This is a genomic window from Peribacillus sp. NPDC076916, assembly GCF_050269675.1.
GTDB classification, from domain to species: domain Bacteria; phylum Bacillota; class Bacilli; order Bacillales; family DSM-1321; genus Peribacillus; species Peribacillus aracenensis.
The window spans coordinates 1-21,266 of the sequence record NZ_JBNNIU010000004.1; the positions used below are offsets into that span (position 1 = coordinate 1).

Below are 21,266 nucleotides of genomic sequence, written 5' to 3' on the forward strand. Positions count from 1 at the left end.
GAAGAAATGTTTGACTTGCTCATTTGCTTTTTTAATAGTGTGTGCTCACTTAAAATTTAACGTTGGCGCTTTGTTTTGTTCAGTTTTCAAAGAGCAATTTTTGTTGTCGTTTCTCTCAGAAGCGACCTCTATAATGTAACACATTCTGTCACGTTTCGTCAACAACTTTTTTTAAAATGTTTTTCCAACTTGTTAGTTGTTTAAGTTGTTGTCTTAGCGACAAGAAATAATATACCATGTACTAAAAGTGTTTGCAATACGTTTTTTAAAACTTTTTCAAAAAAAACATTTTCACCTGTTCCAATCTATATATTCTTTACATCATCATCACACCCACCCTGTTTCCGGACCAAACTCATGTATTATGAATAAACGAAGCATATTTCAAAAGAAACACAAATAGACATATATAGATATCTTTTTTCCATGAGGTGAAGCAATGAATCTCTCATTAATCGGATTACTCATTTCTTACTGTATGGCCCTTTATTTATTCAGTACCGCTTTTTATGAAGCCATCAAGTTCAGCAGGGAAAAAGGCAAAGTGAATGGTACGACGTTTTTATTCAGCTTTACTTTTGGATTGATTTTCACACGGATCACCTATTTGTTTCACCCCTATTAATAAAAGCAGTAAGTCGGGAGACTTACTGCTTTTATACGGAAACTTGCGCTTCTTTATTTACCTTGCTTTTCTTTTCATCCTTTAAGAACATCATCAAACCACCCAATATGATGGTACCTCCAAGGACCTGCGTCCAGAGTATCGGTTCATCCAATATGAAATAAGCCAGAATTGTCGCTCCCACCGGTTCAAGTAAAATTCCCATTGAAAGCGTCGAAGTGCTTAACCACTTTAGTGACCAATTGAATAAAGAATGCCCTAATAGAGTCGGGAAAATCGCAAGCAGAACGAAATTGATCCAATCAGAAGCAGGATAAGGCGCCAATGCCTCTCCTTTGAAGATCACATAGAAAAACAATGCGACAGCGCTGATTGCATACACGACAAAAGTATATGTTATAGAAGAGATGCGTTTTCGAACATTTTGACCAAACAATAAATAACCGGTTACCAGCGCACATGCGATAAGCGAAAGAATATCTCCCCAAAGCGCCATGCCGCTGATTCTCAAATCACCCCAGCTAATGACAAGGCTGCCTGCTATCGCAATGACGCCGCTCAATATCGCCTTCATCGAAAACCTTTCTTTAAAAAACAGGTAGGCTCCTGCAAAAGCGAATAAAGGCTGGAGTGTGACAAGCACAGTTGAACTTGCGACCGATGTGTAATTAAGCGATTCAAACCATAATATAAAATGAAAAGCCAAAAACACTCCTGCCGCAATCGAATACAGCCAATCCCTTTTTTTAATGAATTTAAGTTCATGACGGTATTTCACCAAGAAAACCGGCAACATAAGAAGCACAGTAAATAATAAACGGTAAAAGGCGATAACACCCGATGGAGCTGTCGCCAATTTAACAAGGATGGCCGAAAACGATACGGATGCCACACCGATCGCTAACGCTACATAAGGATTCAATTTTGGCATTTACTTAAATTCCTCCTTTCAACGGAATTACGTTTCATTGAACTCTATTCTACTATGTTAAAATTATTAGGGTAGTCTTTTTTAGAAAACGGGCATATGGCAACAGACGATCTTATTATTCGATAATAATTCGGAAGTGGTGAAACAAAATGGAATGGACATTCGACCCTCAATCGGAACTGCAAATCCTTATCAAATTGGGGATTTCAGCTCTCCTTGGACTAATTATCGGACTAGAGCGAGAAATGAAACGAAAACCCGTTGGATTAAAAACAAGCCTGGTCATTTCAATCGTCAGCTGTTTATTAACGATCGTTTCCATGGAATCCGCTTATAAGTTCCCGGGGAGCGACGACGTAAATATCACAATGGACCCCTTGCGTCTGGCGGCTCAGATTGTTTCCGGGGTAGGCTTTATCGGTGCAGGCGTCATTCTCCGGAGGGACAACAACAGCATATCCGGATTAACGACAGCCGCCATCATCTGGGGAGCAGCGGGAATCGGAATCGCCGTTGGAGCAGGATTTTTTCTCGAAGCAATAGCCGGCGTCATCCTATTGATCATAAGTGTCGAATTGGTGCCCGCAATCGTCACCTGGCTCGGACCGATGAAGTTACGGCAAAAGGAAATTCTTCTGCAGCTAGTCGTACAAAATAAAGATGACATTGCCATCGTACTGAAAAAAATCAAAGACGAAAAAATATTCATCAAAAACCTTAGAATTAAAGATGTGGCAAATGACAACCACCTTTTGACACTTAAAGTCCTGGTCGATCATAAAATCAGGACATCGGAAGTGTATTACACTGTCTCCAATCTAAAGGAGATTAAAAGGGTTGAGATTGAAAATTCAGGATAAAGATAAAAGGGGTTCGGAAGTAAATATTCCGAACCCCTTTGAATTTCCCTCCATATTAAGAAATCAAGCCTCAACGAGTCCGCTATGTAGACCATCCCCCCCCCCCATTGGGCATCCTCTTAAATTAATGGCCATTTATCATTTTTGCAAAAATCTCATATTTATTATTGACTTTTCACCAAAATCCGATAAAATAATTATTGTACCTCAATTCGGGGCATTAGCTCAGCTGGGAGAGCGCTACGCTGGCAGCGTAGAGGTCAGCGGTTCGATCCCGCTATGCTCCATATTCGAAAACCCTTGCGTAGCAAGGGTTTTTTTCTTTTTATCTAATCCTCCCCTTTGACTACTGTATCCCAATCGTTCTGAGATGACGTTCACATATATCCCCTTGAACAACACGGTTTTTAAGTACATCGTCTAATTTAATTCATTCATTGGATCATTAGGAGTTCCATGCTGAGTGCAAGCCACTAAATAAGTGATCTTGATAAATATCCCCTAATCTTGGTCTCTCTTTTGAAACGGTTAATTCCCCCTTAAAGCATCCTTCTCAGATAAATTAATGGTTCGTAAACTCGACTTGGTTTTAGCCCCATTTATTATTGTCCTTCCGTCGTGACTTAACGTTTGTCTAATAGTTATTCCCCCTTTCTCTAAGTCAGCATCTTTCGCGTAGTCCGGGTATTTCACCTTGTCGCATTCCCGTAGTTCATGCCATGAGCAGAAACCAGTTCAAAATCGATCATATGTTCAAGTGAATTTCTACCGATCTCCACATGGGTTTACTATAATTGACCACGCATGGGGGGCTGGTGGATTTCACAAAAAAATAAAGGAACCAGTATCATCTGATTCCTTTAGCAATATTTCATGTAAGAAGCCATTTAGGTGTGTTTTTTACATGTATTAACAAACATATAAAGTAACGACCTACTTCACTTTCACCTGAATGGGGACACTTCTACTGTTATCCCATTCCATCAAGATTCTTTGACCCAAAGTTATCAAGCAGTGCACGCACTTCATCTGTTGACTCTGTGCTCATTAATTGATTTCTTAATTCACTTGCCCCTCGAAACCCGCGGACATATATCTTAAAAAAGCGATGAAGAGCCTTGAACGAACGTAGTCCTAATTTTGAATATTTATCATGGAGATCCAGATGCAACCTTAATAGATCAAGCAATTCCTTACTACTATGATCTTGCGGCTGCTTTTCAAAGGCAAATGGATTATTGAAAATACCGCGCCCAATCATAACTCCATCAATGCCGTATTGATGAGCGAGCTTTAAGCCAGTTTGACGGTCAGGGATATCCCCATTGATCGTCAAGAGTGTATCTGGTGCCACCTGGTCACGAAGTTTCTTGATCTCCGGGATTAGTTCCCAATGAGCGTCTACTTTGCTCATTTCCTTTCTTGTACGCAGATGAATGGATAGATTGACAATGTCTTGTTTCAATATGTGTGTCAGCCAGTCGTGCCACTCGTCTACTTCCGTGAAACCAAGCCTTGTCTTTACACTTACCGGCAATCCTCCTGCTTTTGCTGCTTGTATTAAATCTGCTGCAACTTCTGGACGACGGATAAGGCCGCTTCCCTTCCCATTCTGTGTCACATTAGGTACAGGACAGCCCATATTGATATCCACACCCCGATAACCTAGTTTCGCCATACCAATACTCATTTGCCGAAAGTGTTCAGGCTTATCCCCCCATATGTGGGCTACAATTGGTTGTTCATCCTCTGTAAAAGTCAAACGTCCACGCACACTTTGTTTCCCCTCTGGGTGACAATAACTCTCCGTGTTTGTAAACTCTGTAAAAAACACATCAGGTCTGGCTGCTTCACTCACTACATGGCGAAAAACAACATCCGTCACATCTTCCATTGGTGCCAGTATAAAAAAAGGTCGTGGTAAATCACGCCAAAAATTATCTATCATGTTCAAATCCAAATCCTCTCATTATGGGATACCAGGCCAACCCCTTATCCCAAAATTAAAAAGCAAAATGTCCCTGCTTCTTTTACACTTATACCATGCTTAATCACTTTTTATCAAACTGATCGGATATGTTTATTTCCCGAAATCGGGGATTATTTTAACTTCACAATCTTTTTACAAAATATCTCCTACTAAAACCCAACCCATCAACCAGCATTCCACTGTTCGAGTTAAAATAAAATTTTTCCAAAAAAACCAAAAATAAAATTGGAAGAACACTGGATTGACAAGGGTTTAACAATAAAAAGACCCCCGAAATCGCAAAAGTACTTTTCAACGAAATCAGGGTAGAACTGGCAAATGTTTCTTTAAACTAGCAAGGGCATTTTTTGATTAGACATCTTCCATTCCAAATCCAACTCTGATATAAAGCCATTACTGAACACTATAGGGCATTACAGGAAAATGCACCTACCTCCTATCCGGAAGCAGGCGCATTCAAATTCATTAAAAAAGCAACGAAATAGCTTGGAATGTTAACATTGCACTGATTAACTAACTTACAATCCTCCAGGACAATCTTTGGAAAAAGATGCGATAAGCTGGCCTAGCCTTCGAATTCCCTCTATTATTTCTTTCTCATTGGCATAACTGAACGAGAGCCGGAGAAACTCGGTTCCATCGTTTTGATCCAAGAAAAAGTATTTCCCTGGAACATACGAAACACCCTCAGCCAGTGCCTGTGATAATAAATCCGACGTATCAACACCTGGAACTCTCACCCATACAAAGTAACCGCCATCTGGTACATACCAGGAAACGGATTCTGGAAGAAATTGTTCCATCGCACGGATTAACGCAGTACATTTAGAACGATACACATCCTTTAGAAGGTCGAGCCGTTTCTCAAAATCGGTGTTTTCTAAGTATACAGCCATTGCACTTTGAGCAAATGGATGGTCCAAATCTTTTTTAAACCACTCTAAAGCCTTAATGAATTCACTTTCCCCTGCTATCCATCCAATCCGCATTCCTGGTGCAACAACCTTGGATAAAGACCCAACTTGGAGGACTCGCCCGCATTTATCCATAGATTTTATTGGCACCGGATTTTTATCAAAGGATAGTTCTCCGTATGCATCATCCTCTATAATGAGGAAATCAAACTCGATGGAAAGCTCCACTAAATGCTTTCGGCGTTCCATTGTCATAGTCGTCCCTGTAGGATTTTGAAAGGTTGGGATTGTATATAGAAAACGTGGGAGGGTTAGACCTGTACGTTTCCTTTCATCCAGTATTTCTTTTAATCGGTACGTTTGGAGACCCTGTTCATCTATAGGTATACTAATTATCTGCTTCGTATAGTTTTGAAAAATCTCTAAAGCCTCCATATAGGTGGGAGACTCTACCGCTACGGCCACTTTATCATCAAGAAGGACGCGGGCAATAAGATCAATCCCCTGGCAAGCTCCTGATGTAATCAAAAGCTGATCTTCCAAAATGGAAATTCCACGCTCTCCCAATCTTTTTTGGATTTGATGCTTTAGTCTTGCAATTCTTGGACTTCCGATATAATGGAGCGGCAAATCCTGCTCCTCATCAAGAAGTCTGGCTACAGCTACCTTGAGCTCCTCAGCAGGAACGAGAGTAGGATCTGGATAGCCTGAACTCAGGCGAATGCAACCTTCTGGCAAATCTGGCATCCATGCACCGGGCGGATCATTCTTAAGTGCCGCTTTAATGTTCTCAGGAAAAAAAGATTCAACATTCACTTCAACCATACACCTTTCCGTCAATCAAACCTGATTGATTCTCGCAATTTTTGAAGATAGCTTCTTATTTCATGATACACGCTAATAGTCATCAAGAGACAACAATGCCTCTTGATCTTTTAGAAATCTCTTGGCCGCTCCAAAGGAATGATGAAAGAACCTAAAAAAATAAAGAAAGGCAGATCGTCCGCCCTTCTTCACTTTTTATGCAACTCATTCCATTTCTTAACCAAACGCTTCGGTGCCGCGCGTAAATAGGCTTCATTAATTAGATAGGTCAATTCATCCCAGTCTTCCTTATCCGGATTTTGAATAGAAACCCAACCGTGATGGCCTATATATGGGGTTTTGAAAAAATTCTCGTTCTGCAGCAATAATTCCTGAGTTTCTCGATCTGACTTGAACGACAAGCTGAATCCCTTCTCGCTTTCACCTGAAATCACGAAGGATTTTCCATTGATTTTAAAAGTATTGTGGCCGAAGCCGTCAATATGTTCAACAGCTTCAGGTAGTGCAAGGCAGATATTGCGTACAATTTCAAGCATGGCTGCCGTGTCTTGTAATTTCATGTTTTAATTCACCTATTATCCACTCTATTTTGCGTTTACATCAGGTTGATGAATTCCGAATATATTGCCTTCGGTATCAATATAGTAGCCTTGCCAAGCCATACCAGGCAGGGCATATTTGGGCATTGCGACGTTACCGCCATTCTCAATAATTTTAGCTTCCGTTAAATCGTAATCTTCCACGCCCATTGTACAAGCAAATCCATTTAATGCTTGGTTTGTTTCCGGCGGAGCACTTTGACGCTGCATCAAAGCACCATTGATCCCAAGTTCTTTCTCATCGCCAGTTACCGCTCCAAAGTAAGGCATGCCTGCATACTCACTCCAATCTTGAAATGACCATCCAAATACCTCTCCATAAAACTTCTTTGCCCGTTCCATGTCATTCACATGAATTTCGAAATGAACTAATCTTCCCATGATTCCCTCCTAAGTAACATATGAATTAACTATTCACTTACCTTATCCAATCTGTTAGCTTACATATACTATTATAATGGGAATGGAAATAAATTCAAAGAACTTGGAGCTTCATCATACAATCTGTCAAAACTGGTTTGTTCCGACCAACGGTTTGCATGCCTAATTTTTGCGAAACTATGTGTATATTTTTGTGAAAGTTGGACTAGACTGCTAGTAAATGATTCTAGGAGGTTATCAAATGTTTAGATTCGGAAAGAGAAAGTTGCGGAGCAAGGTCGGTAAATTAATCGATAAGCACGGATATACACAAGAGGAGTTTGTCAGTGCGTCAGGAATCTCACGTAATACGATAAGCAGAGTTTGCAGCGATCCTAAGTATGTACCGTCAGCCGGGGTTTTAAAGAAAATCATGAAGGCGGTTCGAAGCATAGATGCTGGCGCAAAGGCAGATGACTACTTTGATTTGTAAACAAAAAGGGCCCTAGCGTAATGGCCGGGGCTAAATGTGTTTGTTCAATCCTTGTTCATGCCCCATAAACCATGCTGTCCTTTCGCTGGAATAAGTCATCCAGCAGCTGCATGTCCTTAACTTCCCAAGCGCCCCCTCCCACTTTGAAGTCCCTTCCAATATTACCTGCGTTCCGTTATTTTCAATTACCTTCAAGCAATTAACCTTACATACACCCATAATCATACAAGGTTGAAGGTTTGTCCTTTGAATATCCTTGCTTATCCAGCAACATCTGGATTGCCAGTAGGCCACGGTACGATAATTCGTTCTCCATGACCTTGTTTCGTATTTAACCTCCCCCAGGACAAATTGACTCGCCCAAGGCTGGGTCATTGATAATACCTTCAATTCCAACTTCCCCTGAATCTAAAAAATAAACCCCCACTTCCATTCCATTAGGAGCGGGGGTTTTTGATGATATGTATATATCTTGCGGTTCTTTTGTCCCTTTTAGAAAAACCCTGCAGGGATTGTCTAAAAGGGACAAAAGGTTATATATTCCTATAAAGCTATTTTCGACTAACCATTTTCTTTATGAACTGAACCACAGGTGACACAATCGATTCATGTACATTCGTAAGGGCATAGCCGATCAGACCCATTATTACCAGGGCCAAGATTAATCCTATTATCAATCCTGATGTTTCTCTAAGTTCTTCAAGTACAGCATCCATCATTCCTTAACCTCCCCGGCTTGCCGATGCGACTTAATTACGGTTTTACATCTATTTTACTTTTGTCATTTATCGGTTTTTCTTGGGCCTTGCCCATTCTGTTAAATAAGGTTCATTATAACGCATTGGATGATTATGGTCGAGATGCCACTTTTAAACGTATTTATTGCTGTCATTCACATCATTGCTTACTAATAAAGGCTCTACCTCTAGCGTTTCTCTTTAAGTTAAAATATAAACCTTCGTTTCATCCGAACATACAAGAAGCAATGTAAACCTTTTCATTTGTCCAAAACCGACAAACAAATGACAGAATTATTGTTTTTTTGGAACATTGAGAATATTGTCGAAAAACCGTAAGCTTAATTTATTGAAATACATCTTCTTAGGGGGTGCGCTTTATATGGAAGCCATTACAAGGGACTTTTTCTTATTTTTATCTAAAAATAATCTGCTTAATAATATTGCTAAAAAAAGCGGAGGAAATTTTGCTGCTGGAAAGATCATTGGGGGAACTGATTTCCAAAGTTCCATTAAATTCATTAAACAACTTAACAATAGCGGCTTGTCTGTTACAGTAGACCACCTTGGGGAATTCGTTGATTCTAAGGAAGTGACTCAAGAACGGACGGCAGAATGCATCGAAACCATCGAAATGATCAGCAGGGAAAAACTTGATTCACAGGTTTCTCTGAAGATGACTTCTTTGGGACTCGATATCGATCATAAACTCGTGATCGAGAATATGACGAAAATTCTTGATACAGCCGAAAAACATAAAGTCATGGTCACGATCGATATGGAAGATGAAGTTCGCTGTCAGGCAACTATCGATATCTTTAGACAGTTCAAAGAAAAATACAGCTGCATAAGTACTGTTCTACAAGCATATTTATTCCGCACAGAGAAAGATTTGGAGGACCTTGGCCAATATAAGCCATTCCTGCGTCTCGTAAAGGGTGCCTACAAGGAATCTGCCGAGGTAGCTTTTCCCGAAAAGAATGATGTAGACGAAAACTATAAAAAGTTGATTAAGCAAAGTCTTCTTAACGGAAATTATACGGCCATTGCCTCACATGATGACAAAATCATCGAATATACAAAAGAGCTGGCTAAGAAGTTCGACATCCCGAATACACAATTCGAATTTCAAATGCTTTATGGCATGAGAAATAAAACTCAATACGAATTGGTCAAGCAAGGTTACAAAATGCGCGTCTATGTACCATATGGTCTGGATTGGTATGGATACTTCATGAGAAGGCTTGCAGAACGGCCATCCAATATTGCCTTTGCCTTCAAAGGGATGGTCAGAAGCTAAATATACATTCAACATTATTAATGGCTACAAAAAATCTATTAAAAGGTGTGATTATCAATGATTTCATATAAACACGAACCATTTGTCGATTTTACAAACGAGGAAAACAAAAAAGCATATCAGGAAGCACTTCAAACTGTTGAAGGCTACTTAGGGCAAGACTACCCTCTTTATATCGGGGCAGAGAAAGTGACGACTGATGAGAAAATCGTTTCATATAACCCTGCAGATAAGCAAGAGGTCATCGGCCGAGTATCGAAAGCGAACAGGGATCTTGCTGAAAAAGCCATGCAGGAAGCTGTTACCGCTTTTGAAAGCTGGAAAAAAGTGAAGCCGGAAATCCGTGCTGACGTTTTGTTCAAAGCAGCTGCCATCATTCGCAGACGCAAGCATGAGTTCTCTGCGTTATTGACGAAAGAAGCGGGAAAACCTTGGAATGAGGCTGATGCGGATACAGCGGAAGCGATCGATTTCCTTGAATTCTATGCACGCCAAATGCTGACGCTTAAAGATGGTGTGCCAGTTCAAAGCCGTCCGGGCGAATTCAACCGCTATGATTACATTCCATTAGGGGTAGGCATCATCATTTCTCCTTGGAACTTCCCATTTGCGATCATGGCAGGTACAGCTGTTGCCGCTATCGTTACTGGTAACACAATTCTATTGAAACCAGCTTCTACTACCCCTATCGTTGCTGCGAAATTTGTTGAAGTGATGCTTGAAGCCGGTCTTCCAGCAGGTGTATTGAATTTCGTTCCAGGAAGCGGCGCCGAGGTGGGCGACTACCTGGTTGATCATCCTAAAACACGTTTCATTTCCTTCACAGGTTCACGTGATGTAGGTCTGCGCATTTACAAACGTGCTTCAGAAGTGAACGAAGGCCAAATTTGGCTGAAGCGTGTCATTGCTGAAATGGGCGGAAAAGATACGATCGTCGTAGACAAAGAGGCAGATCTTGAATTGGCCGCTCAATCGATCGTGAAATCTGCATTTGGCTTCTCGGGACAAAAATGTTCTGCATGCTCCCGTGCTGTCATCGTAGAAGACGTATACGATCAAGTATTAGATCGCGCTGTTGAATTAACAAAACAGCTAACAGTTGGTAATCCTGTTGAAAATCATTTCATGGGACCAGTTATCGATCAAGCTGCTTTTGACAAAATCATGAGCTATATTGAAATCGGGAACCAAGAAGGACGCATTCTGACTGGAGGAGAAGGAGACAGCTCTAAAGGCTACTTCGTTCAGCCGACAATCGTTGCTGATGTCGATCCGCAAGGCCGCTTGATGCAAGAAGAAATTTTCGGACCAGTCGTTGCTTTCACAAAAGCGAAGGACTTTAACGAAGCTCTTGAAATCGCCAATAACACTGAATATGGTTTGACCGGAGCTGTCATTACGACAAATCGCCTTAACATGGAAAAAGCACGCGAAGAATTCCACGTGGGGAACTTGTATTTCAACCGCGGCTGCACTGGCGCAATCGTAGGTTATCAGCCATTCGGCGGGTTCAACATGTCAGGAACCGATTCCAAGGCAGGCGGACCGGACTACTTGCAGCTTCATATGCAAGCCAAAACAACGTCCGAAACATTCTGATAATGTTCCATTAAGCAATTTGAAGATGATTTATAACCCCTTATGGTTTTCGTATCTTCCATTCTGGATACCAAAACCATAATGAGGTTAAATGGAGGAAGTGACAAATAGGTTGCTTCCTCTTTTAAAACAAAAAATTATTTATTTCATCATGAAGGGAGTCTTTTATGGATTACGCATTAATAATTTCAATCAGCATTTACATGGCTGGCATGTTGCTAATCGGATATTTCGCCTACAAAAGGACCTCTAATCTAAATGACTATATGCTTGGCGACCGGGGTCTTGGTGCAGCAGTTACCGCTTTAAGTGCCGGGGCTGCGGATATGAGCGGTTGGCTTTTAATGGGGCTGCCTGGTGCCATGTTTGCAACAGGACTAAGTTCGATGTGGATCGTATTTGGCCTGACACTAGGTGCCTATGCGAACTGGCTTTATGTTGCACCAAGATTGAGGACCTATACGGAAGTAGCCAATAACTCCATTACGATCCCCGCTTTCCTGGAAAATCGTTTTGGCGAGGGTTCAAGAATCCTAAGGTTCATTTCGGCATTGGTTATCCTGGTATTCTTCACATTTTACGTTTCATCAGGAATGGTATCCGGCGGGGTCCTATTCCGGAGTACATTTGGCCTGGAATACCATACAGGTTTATGGATCTTAACAGGTGTTGTTGTGGCATATACCTTATTCGGGGGATTCCTGGCAGTTAGCTGGACGGACTTCGTTCAAGGAATCATCATGTTCGTCGCCTTGATCCTTGTACCGATTGTCACCTTATTCCACGTGGGAGGTTTCGGTCCTTCCATCGACACGGCACGCTCCATTGATCCAGCACTATTGAACATTTTCACAGGGACGAGCTTTTTAGGCATCATCTCATTGTTTGCATGGGGACTGGGATACTTCGGACAGCCGCATATCATTGTCCGCTTTATGGCAATCAGTTCTGTAAAGGAAATCAAGAAAGCTCGAAATATCGGGATGGGCTGGATGATTTTCGCCAGTATCGGTGCGATGCTGACAGGATTCATCGGAATCACTTATTTTTCTCAAAACGACCTGAAACTAGACGATCCTGAAACCGTCTTCATGGTTTTAGGAGAAATATTATTTCACCCCTTCATTACTGGCTTCTTGATTTCTGCAATACTTGCAGCCGTTATGAGTACGATAGCTTCACAGCTTCTGGTAACAGCCAGTTCTTTAACGGAGGATATTTACAAAACCTTCTTCCGTCGTACCGCTTCAGATAAAGAACTTGTTTTCCTCGGCAGGCTTTCCGTACTGATCATTTCGATCATCGCGCTGATCCTATCTTGGGAGCAGAATGACACGATTCTTGGACTTGTCGGGTACGCGTGGGCAGGATTCGGTTCTTCATTCGGTCCGTTGGTCTTACTAAGTCTCTTCTGGAAACGGATGACAAAATGGGGAGCTTTAGCAGGGATGATCGTAGGTGCCGCTACTGTAATTTTCTGGTCCATGGCCGGATTATCCGATACGCTTTATGAAATGATTCCTGGTTTTGGCGCAAGCTTGATTGCCATCGTCCTGGTCAGCCTTCTAACAGCGAAACCATCTAAAGAAGTAGAAAATCAATTCGAAGAATTCGAAAGAACATTAAAACAATCATAAATCCCCCTAAAAGGAACGGTATTTCTTCATATACCGTTCCTTCTTTGTTCTTGCCCCTATACACATCATAACTTTAAAAGTATTATTATACTAAGTTGTCATACACTTCAAAAAACTACAGGGGGCCATATATGTCATTAGAAAAAATTCTGACTCTCACAAACATCAACGATATAACGGATATGGTCAGCACTTATTTAAAAAAACCAGTCGTCATCGAAAATGACCAATTTTTATTGCTGGCATATAGTTCATATTATATCGAACACTTCGACCAAGCCAATCGGCAAACCATCTTCACAAAGCATTGGCCGATTCCAATTCTGGAAAAATTCATGGATGAGGGCATTGTCGAACAGCTTAAAACCGTGGAGCATCCATTCAGGGTGAAACAAATCGAGGAAATCGGATTAAATCAAAGAGTCGTTGTGAGCGCCGTTCACAAAGGACAGGTCTTCGGATTCATTTGGGTCCAAGAAACGGAAATGATGACTGATTCCGATTTGGAATTTTTACATGAAGTTTCCCATCATATCGGCAAGCTCCTTTATCAGAAAAAACAGATAAACATAAAAAAAGATGAAGAAAAAAATGAGTTTTATCAAAAGGTGATTGATGAAGTCTATCAAACGGAAAATCAAATAAAATGGGAAGCCGCCAATATGAGTCTTCTCATTCCGGAAAATTTCCTTGTCAATGTCTTTACCATCGCTCAATCCGATGCGGAACATTTCGATGAATTATCGGATACAGTCAGCCTATTCGCCAATGCATTGAATCATTTTACACATGTATTCACAAACCAATTGAAGATCATCGTCTTGATTGGAAGCAATGGAAAAGGGAAAGATTTGCTTACCGATAGCGCCAATGATTTAACAAACACCGTTCTTTCCCAATTCAATGACAAGAAGATATTTCCGGGTATCGGAAATGAGTACACTTCCATTCTTCAATTAAGAAAATCCTATCTCGAAGCCCTGGAAGTGATCAATGCAGCCAAGTTCATCGGTGAACCTGAACAGCTTCCCTTCCAATATAGTAAGCTTGGGATTTTCCGTTACCTCGAAATGATCTCCAACCATCACACTAAAACGAATTATATCAATACGGATCTAGAGATTCTTCAAAAGAAGGACCAGGAAAGCCAAACCAAACTCCTTCAAACACTGGAAATATATCTGTTTAACAATTGCCGGATCAAACCGACAGCTGAACAGCTATACATCCATACCAACACATTGAAATATAGATTGAATCAAATAACCGATCTCACCTCAATCGATTTTGATGACTTTCATTCAAGAATGCAACTATACATCGATTTACAGCTTATAAAGCAGAGATCTTAAAGAGGTCCCCAGTTTTTGAGTTTGGGAAATTCAATAAGCCAAGGAGAGAAGAAAGCGGCTAGGTCTGCCGTTTTCCTCTCTCCTTATATATGTTTCACCTATTATTTTTCTAAAATGACGGATGGGGTCACCCCTTCTTCGTATATATAGAATTCCCCGTTTGAACGCTTAATACGACCAGCATCCCGTGATGCCCAATGTCCCAACATACTCCCCTGATAATTCAATGGGAATGGTAATTCCAGGTTTCACTCCCTTCAATGTACTCGATACCACTTCATTGTGAGTCATTTCCTAACGACGAAGGCTCCAAGAGAAGCTTGATGCAATGTGCCGATTCTCGACTTATCGCTTGAACCAAGAATCATTCCGTCTTTATCCGTAATAAGCACGTCATGCCCGATTACTTCACTGGTTATATTCGCAATTTCTTGAGCTAATTTAGCTAACATATCATCCCCCCTGGTTATCGCAAAACTATAAAAAACCAGCTCTCAAATATCTTGAGCTGGTTTTTCATGTATCTTCTTAAATTAATTTAAGGTCATTTTCCTTCAAGAAACGTTTTCCTTGTCGCCGGTGTATTCATGCTCCCAAAAATCGGCATTTTTTATGCCTAAAGCTTTTGGATTGAAAACCGGATCGACCCCTGCCTTCTTTTGCTTTTCGTAATCCTTTAACGTAATAAGCGCCGGCTTAGCAAGAATCAATATGGCAATGACATTGAGCCATACCATAATCCCCAAGCCAGCATCACCTAATGCCCAAGCCAGCTCCGCCGTACGAATGGTGCCATAAAAACTAGCTGCAAGTATGATAAGTTTCAATGCCAGCATGGCCCACTTACTATTCCGTTTGCGCATTAAATAGGCAATATTCGTTTCCGCAATATAATAGTAGGCCATGATAGTCGTAAAGGCGAAGAAGAAAAGGGCTATTGCTACAAAGCCAGCACCTAAGCCTGGGATTACACTATCGATTGCCGCTTGTGTATACCCTGGACCAGGTGTTACATCGCCCAAATTATTGACGATATATGAACCATTTTCCGCTTGAGTATTATACATGCCTGTAAATAAAATCATGAAGGCCGTAGCGGAACAAACGAACAATGTGTCGATATAAACCGAGAATGCTTGGACAAGACCCTGTTTTGCCGGGTGCGATACTTCAGCCGCAGCCGCAGGGTGAGGACCTGTGCCTTGTCCCGCCTCATTCGAATAAATGCCGCGTTTCACTCCCCAAGCTACCGCCATCCCGATTAACCCACCAAATGCAGAATCCATCCCGAAGGCACTTCTGAATATTAAAGAGATGACTCCTGGTAATTCTGTAATGTTCATTAGGACGATGACAACAGATAATAATATATAACCAAGGGCCATGAATGGCACGATTATTTGTGCAGCATTAGCTATCCGTTTTACACCGCCGAATATAATGAAGCCCAGCAAAAGGACAATTGCCAACCCAGTGATCACCGGGTTGATGCCGAATGCATTTTCCACTCCGGCGGCAATTGAATTGGACTGAACACCAGGCATCAGCACAGCCATGGCTATTAGTGCAGCGAATGCAAAAAGGACAGCAAACCACTTCACGCCCATTCCTTTTTCAATATAATAGGCTGGTCCCCCTCGATATTGACCGTCTTGTTTGACTTTATATATTTGAGCTAAAGTTGATTCCACGAATGCACTTGATGCTCCAATGAAGGCAATGGCCCACATCCAAAAAACGGCACCAGGGCCACCAAAGGCGATAGCCGTTGCCACTCCTGCAATGTTACCTGTACCGACCCGTCCCGAAAGTGCTATGGATAAAGCTTGGAACGAGGAAACGCCCGCTTCCGAACTTTTGCCTTGGAACATCAAAATGACCATTTCCTTAATATGCCTTACTTGCAGAAACCGGGTTAAAATAGAGAATACTAAACCTACTCCCAATAAAATATAAATGACTGGCGTACTCCATAAAACCCCATTTAAAGCCGTAATAAAATCAGACAATCAAGTTCCCCCTTTAATTAAATTTAGAAAATTCAAACTTATCTTTTATTGATTATATTTCATCTTAATGGATTAAACAATAGTTTCCGCGTCAGGAAAACTAACATAAACATTTTTATTTTTCAACTTGCAAATGCTTCAATTATCACATTCCGAATTTAAAAAAACGCCAGCGATTCCGCCGGCGTCATGTTTTTGCATATTGGTCAAGATACTCTAATCGCACCCGATATTTCCTGTTCCAATTGATTGGTTCTCTCAACTTTTGTTGATTCCGTCCATCCAAAATATCCAGCCATAAAATCAATCACTGCATGTTTATGCGTTTGTACTAAATCGATATCGAATAATAGCGTCCCCGTCCTGCGGAAGAAGAAATCCACTGGAGTTGCGGCCATTTCATGATCTAGTGCGTATTTCAGTTGTACGAACAACTTCTTTGGAAGGCCACTGCTTGCTCCTCCGACTCCTTCATTTTTTGCGATATCGAATATCACAGGTGCGTTGGACCCGTACATGGCCAATATCTCTTCGGTATCCTTAACTGCGAGTCCCGAGTCAATTCCCATTTGAATATGTTGCTTGATAAAATCGGGAAAGTTTCTTGATCCCCCGACATCCCCTCCGGAAATCGGCATTCCTTTAGTGCTGCTGGCTGGGTAAGTTTTATTGGATTGCTGGGCAAGCTTCCCTGCCAAAAGGTCGACCGTCGTTTTGGCCATTTTGCGATAACCGGTCAATTTCCCTCCAGCAATCGTGATAAGGCCCGAATCGGACTCCCAAATTTCATCCTTCCTTGATATTTCAGAAGGATCTTTCCCTTCTTCAAGAATCAACGGCCTCACTCCAGCCCAGCTTGATTCAATATCATCACCCGTAATGTTCACTTCTGGAAACATATAATGTATCGACTTTAATAAATAGGCACGGTCTTCGGACGTAACGGTCGGCACTGCAGGATCACCATCATAAAAAGTGTCCGTAGTCCCTACATAAGCCTTACCGGCTCTCGGGATGGCAAAAATCATCCGGCCATCAGGCGTATCAAAATAAAGCGCCTGCTTCAACGGGAATTTCGATTGATCGATGACCACATGAACACCCTTGGATAACTTCAGCGTTTTCCCTTTTTTCGATTGGTCCTTTTCACGAATGGAATCGACCCATGGACCTGCTGCATTAATAACTTTGTCTGCGTATATTTCATAAGAATCACCTGATAGTGAATCGGCAACTTGGACGCCGTTCACCTTGCCATTGTCATATAACAATTTTTCCACTTTTGTATAATTTATCGGTGTTGCACCTTTATCGACAGCCGCCTTCATCACTTCGATTGTCAGACGTGCATCATCTGTCCGGTATTCAACATAATAGCCTCCGCCCTTCAGTCCCTCTTTCTTAACGAGCGGCTCCCGCTTTAGCGTTTCCTCCGCCGAAAGCATTTTCCTGCGTTCAGCTTTTTTAACCCCCGCAAGGAAATCATATACCCGAAGGCCAATGGAAGTACTGAATTTCCCGAAGGTGCCACCTTTGTGCATCGGTAACAGCATCCATTCCGGTGTGGTAACATGCGGTCCATTTTCATAAACGATTTCCCGCTCTTTACCAACCTCGGCAACCATTTTTATTTCAAATTGCTTTAAATACCGCAATCCGCCATGAACAAGTTTTGTCGAGCGGCTTGAAGTCCCTGCTGCAAAGTCCTGCATTTCAACCAAAGCCACTTTCATTCCACGGGTCGTTGCATCCAGGGCGATACCTGCACCGGTAATTCCCCCGCCAATGACAACCACATCATATTTCTCTTTTTTCAGAAGTTCGATCGTTTCTTCCCGATATATATTTGAAAACCTCATGCCTGACTCCTCCTTTAAGTATTGCATTCTATTTTTTCGTGAATTCTGCGTTTACTCGTGAATTCGTGCGCTTTACTCGTGAATTCACACTATTTACTCGTGAATTCGCACGGTTTTCTCGTGAGTTCACGCTATTTACTCGTGAGTTCGTGCGCTTTACTCGTGAATTCACACGGTTTTCTCGTGAATTCTGCGTTTACTCGTGAATTCGAACCGTTTACTCGTGAATTCGCTCGGTTTTCTCGTGAGTTCGTACACTTTACTCGTGAATTCACACTATTTACTCGTGAATTCGCACGGTTTTCTCGTGAGTTCGTGCGCTTTACTCGTGAATTCGCTCGGTTTACTCGTGAGTTCACGCTATTTACTCGTGAGTTCGTTCGCTTTACTCGTGAATTTGCTCGGTTTACTCGTGAGTTCGTGCGCTTTACTCGTAAATTCTGCGTTTACTCGTGAATTTGCTCGGTTTACTCGTGAATTCACGCTATTTACTCGTGAGTTCGTGCGCTTTACTCGTGAATTCACGCTATTTACTCGTGAATTCGGTCATTATATTCAATTGGTTCATTTGTTCACATAGTTTATATAGATATTAATATCCCTAATCTGCCATTGAAAACAAAAAAGAGACCATAAATGACATTATCGAATTAACGATAACGCATTCATGGTCTCTCCTGTTCTCCGGCCGAGTTATTAACTTGATTTCATTATAGCATACTCCAGCTCGTTTGAGAAAGAATACACCTCGTTTTTTATTTAAATGCCATAGCGGCATGTACAGCTTTTTTCCAGCCTTCATATAATTTTTCACTATCTTGCTCTTCCATGGAGTGTTTAAAGGTTTTGTCTACCGCCCATTGCCGGGAGATTTCTTCTTGATCCTTCCAATACCCGACAGCAAGCCCAGCTAAGTATGCAGCACCTAATGCTGTAGTTTCGTTTATGGTCGGCCTCTCGACGGGCACCCGTAATAAGTCGCTTTGGAATTGCATCAGGAAGTCATTCTTGACTGCCCCGCCATCCACTCTTAATGTCTGGAGCTCGATTCCTGAATCCGCCTCCATTGCATCAAGGACATCCTTCGTTTGATATGCCAGTGATTCAAGTGTGGCACGAATGAAATGTTCTTTGGATGTGCCGCGCGTCAAACCAAAAACGGCTCCCCGCACTTCGCTGTCCCAATATGGAGTTCCAAGTCCTACAAAAGCCGGTACCACATATACTCCATCCGTACTTTCCACCCGTTTTGCATAGGCTTCGCTGTCCTTGGCATCATGAAGCATCCGCAGGCCATCGCGCAGCCATTGGATTGCGGAGCCCGCGACGAATATGCTGCCTTCCAATGCATATTCGACCTTCCCATTCAGTCCCCAGGCAAGTGTCGTCAATAGTCCGTGTTCGGAACTGACAGCCTTGTCTCCTGTATTCATGAGCATGAAACAGCCTGTTCCATACGTATTTTTAGCCATTCCTTCATTAAAGCAGGCTTGGCCGAATAATGCTGCCTGCTGATCACCGGCTGCCCCGGCGATCGGAATCGATTGGCCGAAGAAATGATATTCGATCGTACGTGCATATTCTTCAGAGGAAGGCCTCACTTCCGGCAGCATCGATTTTGGTACAGTCAATATCTCGAGCAGTTCTTCATCCCATTTCAGTTCATGGATATTATACATCAATGTCCGGGATGCATTCGAATAGTCCGTTACATGAGCCTTGCCTCCTGATAGCTTCCAGATCAGCCAAGTATCGATGGTACCGAATAACAGCTTGCCTTCATCCGCCTTTTGCCGGGCCCCTTCGACATTATCGAGGATCCATTTCACTTTCGTTCCGGAAAAATAAGCATCTATCAATAATCCCGTTTTATCCCGGAATAGATCATTAAGTCCCTTTTCCTTCAAATCATCACAGATTTCACTTGTTTGCCTGGACTGCCATACAATCGCATTATAGACAGGGGTACCTGTTTCCTTATCCCAAACGACTGCCGTTTCACGCTGATTGGTGATGCCGATCCCGGCAATTTGCTCAGGCTTTACACCGGATTCAGATAGTACACCGGCAATGACTGCCAGGATCGATCCCCAAATCTCATTGGCGTTATGCTCGACCCAGCCTGGTTTAGGGAAATGCTGTGTGAATTCCTTTTGGGAGGAATGGACGATTTCCCCCTTTTCGTTAAATAAAATCGCCCGCGAACTCGTTGTTCCTTGATCTAATGATAAAATGTATTTTTCCATTGTGTATGCCCCTCCTTTTAATTAACTGGCAATATTTCTGCTTTCCATTTCATGTGACTGTTTTTTACCAAATGCATAGGCTAATATCAATAGTACCAGGCTTGCACCCAAAACAGACCAAAATCCTGCTGTTATTTCTCCCATAAAGAACGCTTTATAACAAACGGCACCAAGTGAACCCCCAATAATCGGTCCAACGACCGGAATCCATGAATAGCCCCAATTCGAATTGCCCTTGCCCGGTATCGGCAGCAAAAAGTGAGCGATGCGCGGCCCCAGATCGCGGGCCGGGTTAATTGCGTATCCTGTCGTTCCCCCAAGTGACATCCCGATCACGACAATCAATAACCCGACTGCGAATGGGTTTAGACCCTCTGTAAAATGATTGGCACCTATAAATAATAAACCAAGAATAAGGATGAAAGTTCCAATCATCTCACTTAATAGATTTGAAAATGTGTGCGGGATTGCAGGTGATGTCGCGAACACACCAAGCTTCGCTCCTGGATCATCCGTAGCTTTCCAGTGTGGCAAATAGTGCAGGAATACTAGAGTTGCTCCAAGGATTGCGCCAATCATTTGGGCAACGATGTAACCGGGCACATCACTCCAAGGAAATTCCCCAATAATGGCAAACCCCACTGTGACTGCCGGGTTTAAGTGCGCCCCGCTTATGGAACCCACTGCAAAAACACCCATGGTAACAGCCAATCCCCACGCAATCGTGATAACGATCCAGCCGGCATCTTTTGCATAGGATCCCTTTAAGGATGAACCAGCCCCAATGCCTGCTCCGAATAAAACTAATATCATCGTACCTAACACTTCTCCCCAAAATGGAGTCATGAATAAACCCCTCCCCTGATAAATTTTTAAACCATGCCAACAAATAAAAGGAGATCCACAGCAGAACTATCTTCATAAAATAAA

General features: G+C 42.1%; 20 protein-coding genes and 1 tRNA gene. 9 read left to right on the top strand and 12 right to left on the bottom strand.

All coding sequences use genetic code 11. The features are described from left to right. Positions 1-439 precede the first annotated feature (439 nt). Positions 440-625, top strand: coding sequence for a hypothetical protein (locus ACQKFG_RS13625; protein ID WP_192206835.1), 186 nt, complete (start codon positions 440-442; stop codon positions 623-625). A 31-nt stretch (positions 626-656) separates the two neighbouring features. Here ACQKFG_RS13625 and ACQKFG_RS13630 read toward each other — a convergent pair whose 3' ends face one another. Further along, positions 657-1,556 carry a DMT family transporter gene (locus tag ACQKFG_RS13630; RefSeq protein WP_342614721.1) on the bottom strand — a complete coding sequence of 300 codons (900 nt, stop codon included), beginning with the start codon at positions 1,554-1,556 and terminating at the stop codon, positions 657-659. Positions 1,557-1,705: 149 nt separating this feature from the next. Between ACQKFG_RS13630 and ACQKFG_RS13635 the strand changes: the two genes are divergently transcribed. Together ACQKFG_RS13635 and ACQKFG_RS13640 are read left to right on the top strand one after the other, a co-directional pair. Next, the gene (locus ACQKFG_RS13635) at positions 1,706-2,416 is read left to right on the top strand and encodes an MgtC/SapB family protein (RefSeq protein ID WP_192206837.1); all 711 of its coding nucleotides are present in this window, start codon (positions 1,706-1,708) and stop codon (positions 2,414-2,416) included. A gap of 214 nt (positions 2,417-2,630) precedes the next feature. After that, positions 2,631-2,703: transfer RNA gene (locus ACQKFG_RS13640), tRNA-Ala, on the top strand. 683 nt (positions 2,704-3,386) lie between these two features. Here ACQKFG_RS13640 and ACQKFG_RS13645 read toward each other — a convergent pair. The 4 genes from ACQKFG_RS13645 to ACQKFG_RS13660 form a co-directional block, all read right to left on the bottom strand. Further along, positions 3,387-4,364: a tRNA dihydrouridine synthase gene (locus tag ACQKFG_RS13645; protein WP_427560768.1), complete on the bottom strand. Its 978-nt coding sequence runs from the start codon at positions 4,362-4,364 to the stop codon at positions 3,387-3,389. Positions 4,365-4,924: 560 nt separating this feature from the next. Beyond that, the gene (locus ACQKFG_RS13650) at positions 4,925-6,136 is read right to left on the bottom strand and encodes a PLP-dependent aminotransferase family protein (RefSeq protein WP_427559747.1); all 1,212 of its coding nucleotides are present in this window, start codon (positions 6,134-6,136) and stop codon (positions 4,925-4,927) included. 197 nt (positions 6,137-6,333) lie between these two features. Then, positions 6,334-6,705 carry an MmcQ/YjbR family DNA-binding protein gene (locus ACQKFG_RS13655; protein WP_427559750.1) on the bottom strand — a complete coding sequence of 124 codons (372 nt, stop codon included), beginning with the start codon at positions 6,703-6,705 and terminating at the stop codon, positions 6,334-6,336. 24 nt (positions 6,706-6,729) lie between these two features. Next, on the bottom strand, positions 6,730-7,125 hold the full coding sequence (locus tag ACQKFG_RS13660) for a VOC family protein (protein WP_192206840.1): 396 nt from the start codon (positions 7,123-7,125) through the stop codon (positions 6,730-6,732). 241 nt (positions 7,126-7,366) lie between these two features. Between ACQKFG_RS13660 and ACQKFG_RS13665 the strand changes: the two genes are divergently transcribed. Further along, entirely contained in the window at positions 7,367-7,597 is a 231-nt protein-coding gene (locus ACQKFG_RS13665) for a helix-turn-helix transcriptional regulator (RefSeq protein WP_141992925.1), read from the top strand. Between the two features lie 551 nt (positions 7,598-8,148). On the opposite strand, the gene ACQKFG_RS13670 is transcribed toward ACQKFG_RS13665, so the two are convergent. Further along, complete coding sequence (locus ACQKFG_RS13670; RefSeq protein WP_179891108.1) at positions 8,149-8,316, bottom strand: hypothetical protein; 168 nt, start codon at positions 8,314-8,316, stop codon at positions 8,149-8,151. Between the two features lie 400 nt (positions 8,317-8,716). On the opposite strand from ACQKFG_RS13670, the gene ACQKFG_RS13675 reads away from it, so the two are divergent. From ACQKFG_RS13675 to ACQKFG_RS13690, 4 genes are all read left to right on the top strand, one after another. Then, a complete protein-coding gene (locus ACQKFG_RS13675) occupies positions 8,717-9,634 on the top strand; it encodes a proline dehydrogenase family protein (protein WP_095394596.1) in 918 nt (305 codons plus the stop codon). A gap of 57 nt (positions 9,635-9,691) precedes the next feature. Continuing rightward, the gene (gene pruA / locus ACQKFG_RS13680) at positions 9,692-11,233 is read left to right on the top strand and encodes an L-glutamate gamma-semialdehyde dehydrogenase (RefSeq protein ID WP_342614727.1); all 1,542 of its coding nucleotides are present in this window, start codon (positions 9,692-9,694) and stop codon (positions 11,231-11,233) included. A gap of 167 nt (positions 11,234-11,400) precedes the next feature. Beyond that, entirely contained in the window at positions 11,401-12,870 is a 1,470-nt protein-coding gene (gene putP / locus ACQKFG_RS13685) for a sodium/proline symporter PutP (RefSeq protein WP_349728880.1), read from the top strand. Between the two features lie 131 nt (positions 12,871-13,001). Next, positions 13,002-14,222, top strand: a complete 1,221-nt coding sequence (locus ACQKFG_RS13690; RefSeq protein WP_427559757.1) for a PucR family transcriptional regulator — start codon at positions 13,002-13,004, stop codon at positions 14,220-14,222. A 168-nt stretch (positions 14,223-14,390) separates the two neighbouring features. Here ACQKFG_RS13690 and ACQKFG_RS13695 read toward each other — a convergent pair whose 3' ends face one another. From ACQKFG_RS13695 to ACQKFG_RS13710, 4 genes are all read right to left on the bottom strand, one after another. Then, a complete protein-coding gene (locus ACQKFG_RS13695; RefSeq protein WP_427559760.1) occupies positions 14,391-14,513 on the bottom strand; it encodes a sugar diacid recognition domain-containing protein in 123 nt (40 codons plus the stop codon). After that, positions 14,510-14,674: a sugar diacid recognition domain-containing protein gene (locus tag ACQKFG_RS13700; protein ID WP_427559763.1), complete on the bottom strand. Its 165-nt coding sequence runs from the start codon at positions 14,672-14,674 to the stop codon at positions 14,510-14,512. The genes ACQKFG_RS13695 and ACQKFG_RS13700 overlap by 4 nt, the downstream gene beginning before the upstream one ends. Before the next feature lie 102 nt (positions 14,675-14,776). After that, complete coding sequence (locus tag ACQKFG_RS13705; protein WP_342614730.1) at positions 14,777-16,231, bottom strand: alanine/glycine:cation symporter family protein; 1,455 nt, start codon at positions 16,229-16,231, stop codon at positions 14,777-14,779. 206 nt (positions 16,232-16,437) lie between these two features. Then, positions 16,438-18,090, bottom strand: a complete 1,653-nt coding sequence (locus ACQKFG_RS13710) for a glycerol-3-phosphate dehydrogenase/oxidase (protein ID WP_427559767.1) — start codon at positions 18,088-18,090, stop codon at positions 16,438-16,440. Positions 18,091-18,168: 78 nt separating this feature from the next. Between ACQKFG_RS13710 and ACQKFG_RS13715 the strand changes: the two genes are divergently transcribed. Further along, positions 18,169-18,546 (top strand): hypothetical protein, encoded by a 378-nt coding sequence (locus tag ACQKFG_RS13715; protein WP_427559769.1) that lies wholly within the window; start codon positions 18,169-18,171, stop codon positions 18,544-18,546. A 299-nt stretch (positions 18,547-18,845) separates the two neighbouring features. On the opposite strand, the gene glpK is transcribed toward ACQKFG_RS13715, so the two are convergent. Further along, a complete protein-coding gene (gene glpK / locus ACQKFG_RS13720; protein ID WP_349728870.1) occupies positions 18,846-20,336 on the bottom strand; it encodes a glycerol kinase GlpK in 1,491 nt (496 codons plus the stop codon). A 21-nt stretch (positions 20,337-20,357) separates the two neighbouring features. Beyond that, on the bottom strand, positions 20,358-21,182 hold the full coding sequence (locus ACQKFG_RS13725) for an MIP/aquaporin family protein (RefSeq protein WP_192206850.1): 825 nt from the start codon (positions 21,180-21,182) through the stop codon (positions 20,358-20,360). Positions 21,183-21,266: the final 84 nt, after the last annotated feature.

Bases quoted from the DNA above. Each gene is read 5' to 3' on its own strand.
- ACQKFG_RS13625 (WP_192206835.1), top strand. From the start codon at position 440: ATGAATCTCTCATTAATCGGATTACTCATTTCTTACTGTATGGCCCTT.
- ACQKFG_RS13630 (WP_342614721.1), bottom strand. From the start codon at position 1,556: ATGCCAAAATTGAATCCTTATGTAGCGTTAGCGATCGGTGTGGCATCC.
- ACQKFG_RS13635 (WP_192206837.1), top strand. From the start codon at position 1,706: ATGGAATGGACATTCGACCCTCAATCGGAACTGCAAATCCTTATCAAA.
- ACQKFG_RS13645 (WP_427560768.1), bottom strand. From the start codon at position 4,364: ATGATAGATAATTTTTGGCGTGATTTACCACGACCTTTTTTTATACTG.
- ACQKFG_RS13655 (WP_427559750.1), bottom strand. From the start codon at position 6,705: ATGAAATTACAAGACACGGCAGCCATGCTTGAAATTGTACGCAATATC.
- ACQKFG_RS13660 (WP_192206840.1), bottom strand. From the start codon at position 7,125: ATGGGAAGATTAGTTCATTTCGAAATTCATGTGAATGACATGGAACGG.
- ACQKFG_RS13665 (WP_141992925.1), top strand. From the start codon at position 7,367: ATGTTTAGATTCGGAAAGAGAAAGTTGCGGAGCAAGGTCGGTAAATTA.
- ACQKFG_RS13670 (WP_179891108.1), bottom strand. From the start codon at position 8,316: ATGATGGATGCTGTACTTGAAGAACTTAGAGAAACATCAGGATTGATA.
- ACQKFG_RS13675 (WP_095394596.1), top strand. From the start codon at position 8,717: ATGGAAGCCATTACAAGGGACTTTTTCTTATTTTTATCTAAAAATAAT.
- pruA (WP_342614727.1), top strand. From the start codon at position 9,692: ATGATTTCATATAAACACGAACCATTTGTCGATTTTACAAACGAGGAA.
- putP (WP_349728880.1), top strand. From the start codon at position 11,401: ATGGATTACGCATTAATAATTTCAATCAGCATTTACATGGCTGGCATG.
- ACQKFG_RS13690 (WP_427559757.1), top strand. From the start codon at position 13,002: ATGTCATTAGAAAAAATTCTGACTCTCACAAACATCAACGATATAACG.
- ACQKFG_RS13695 (WP_427559760.1), bottom strand. From the start codon at position 14,513: ATGACTCACAATGAAGTGGTATCGAGTACATTGAAGGGAGTGAAACCT.
- ACQKFG_RS13700 (WP_427559763.1), bottom strand. From the start codon at position 14,674: ATGTTAGCTAAATTAGCTCAAGAAATTGCGAATATAACCAGTGAAGTA.
- ACQKFG_RS13710 (WP_427559767.1), bottom strand. From the start codon at position 18,090: ATGAGGTTTTCAAATATATATCGGGAAGAAACGATCGAACTTCTGAAA.
- glpK (WP_349728870.1), bottom strand. From the start codon at position 20,336: ATGGAAAAATACATTTTATCATTAGATCAAGGAACAACGAGTTCGCGG.
- ACQKFG_RS13725 (WP_192206850.1), bottom strand. From the start codon at position 21,182: ATGACTCCATTTTGGGGAGAAGTGTTAGGTACGATGATATTAGTTTTA.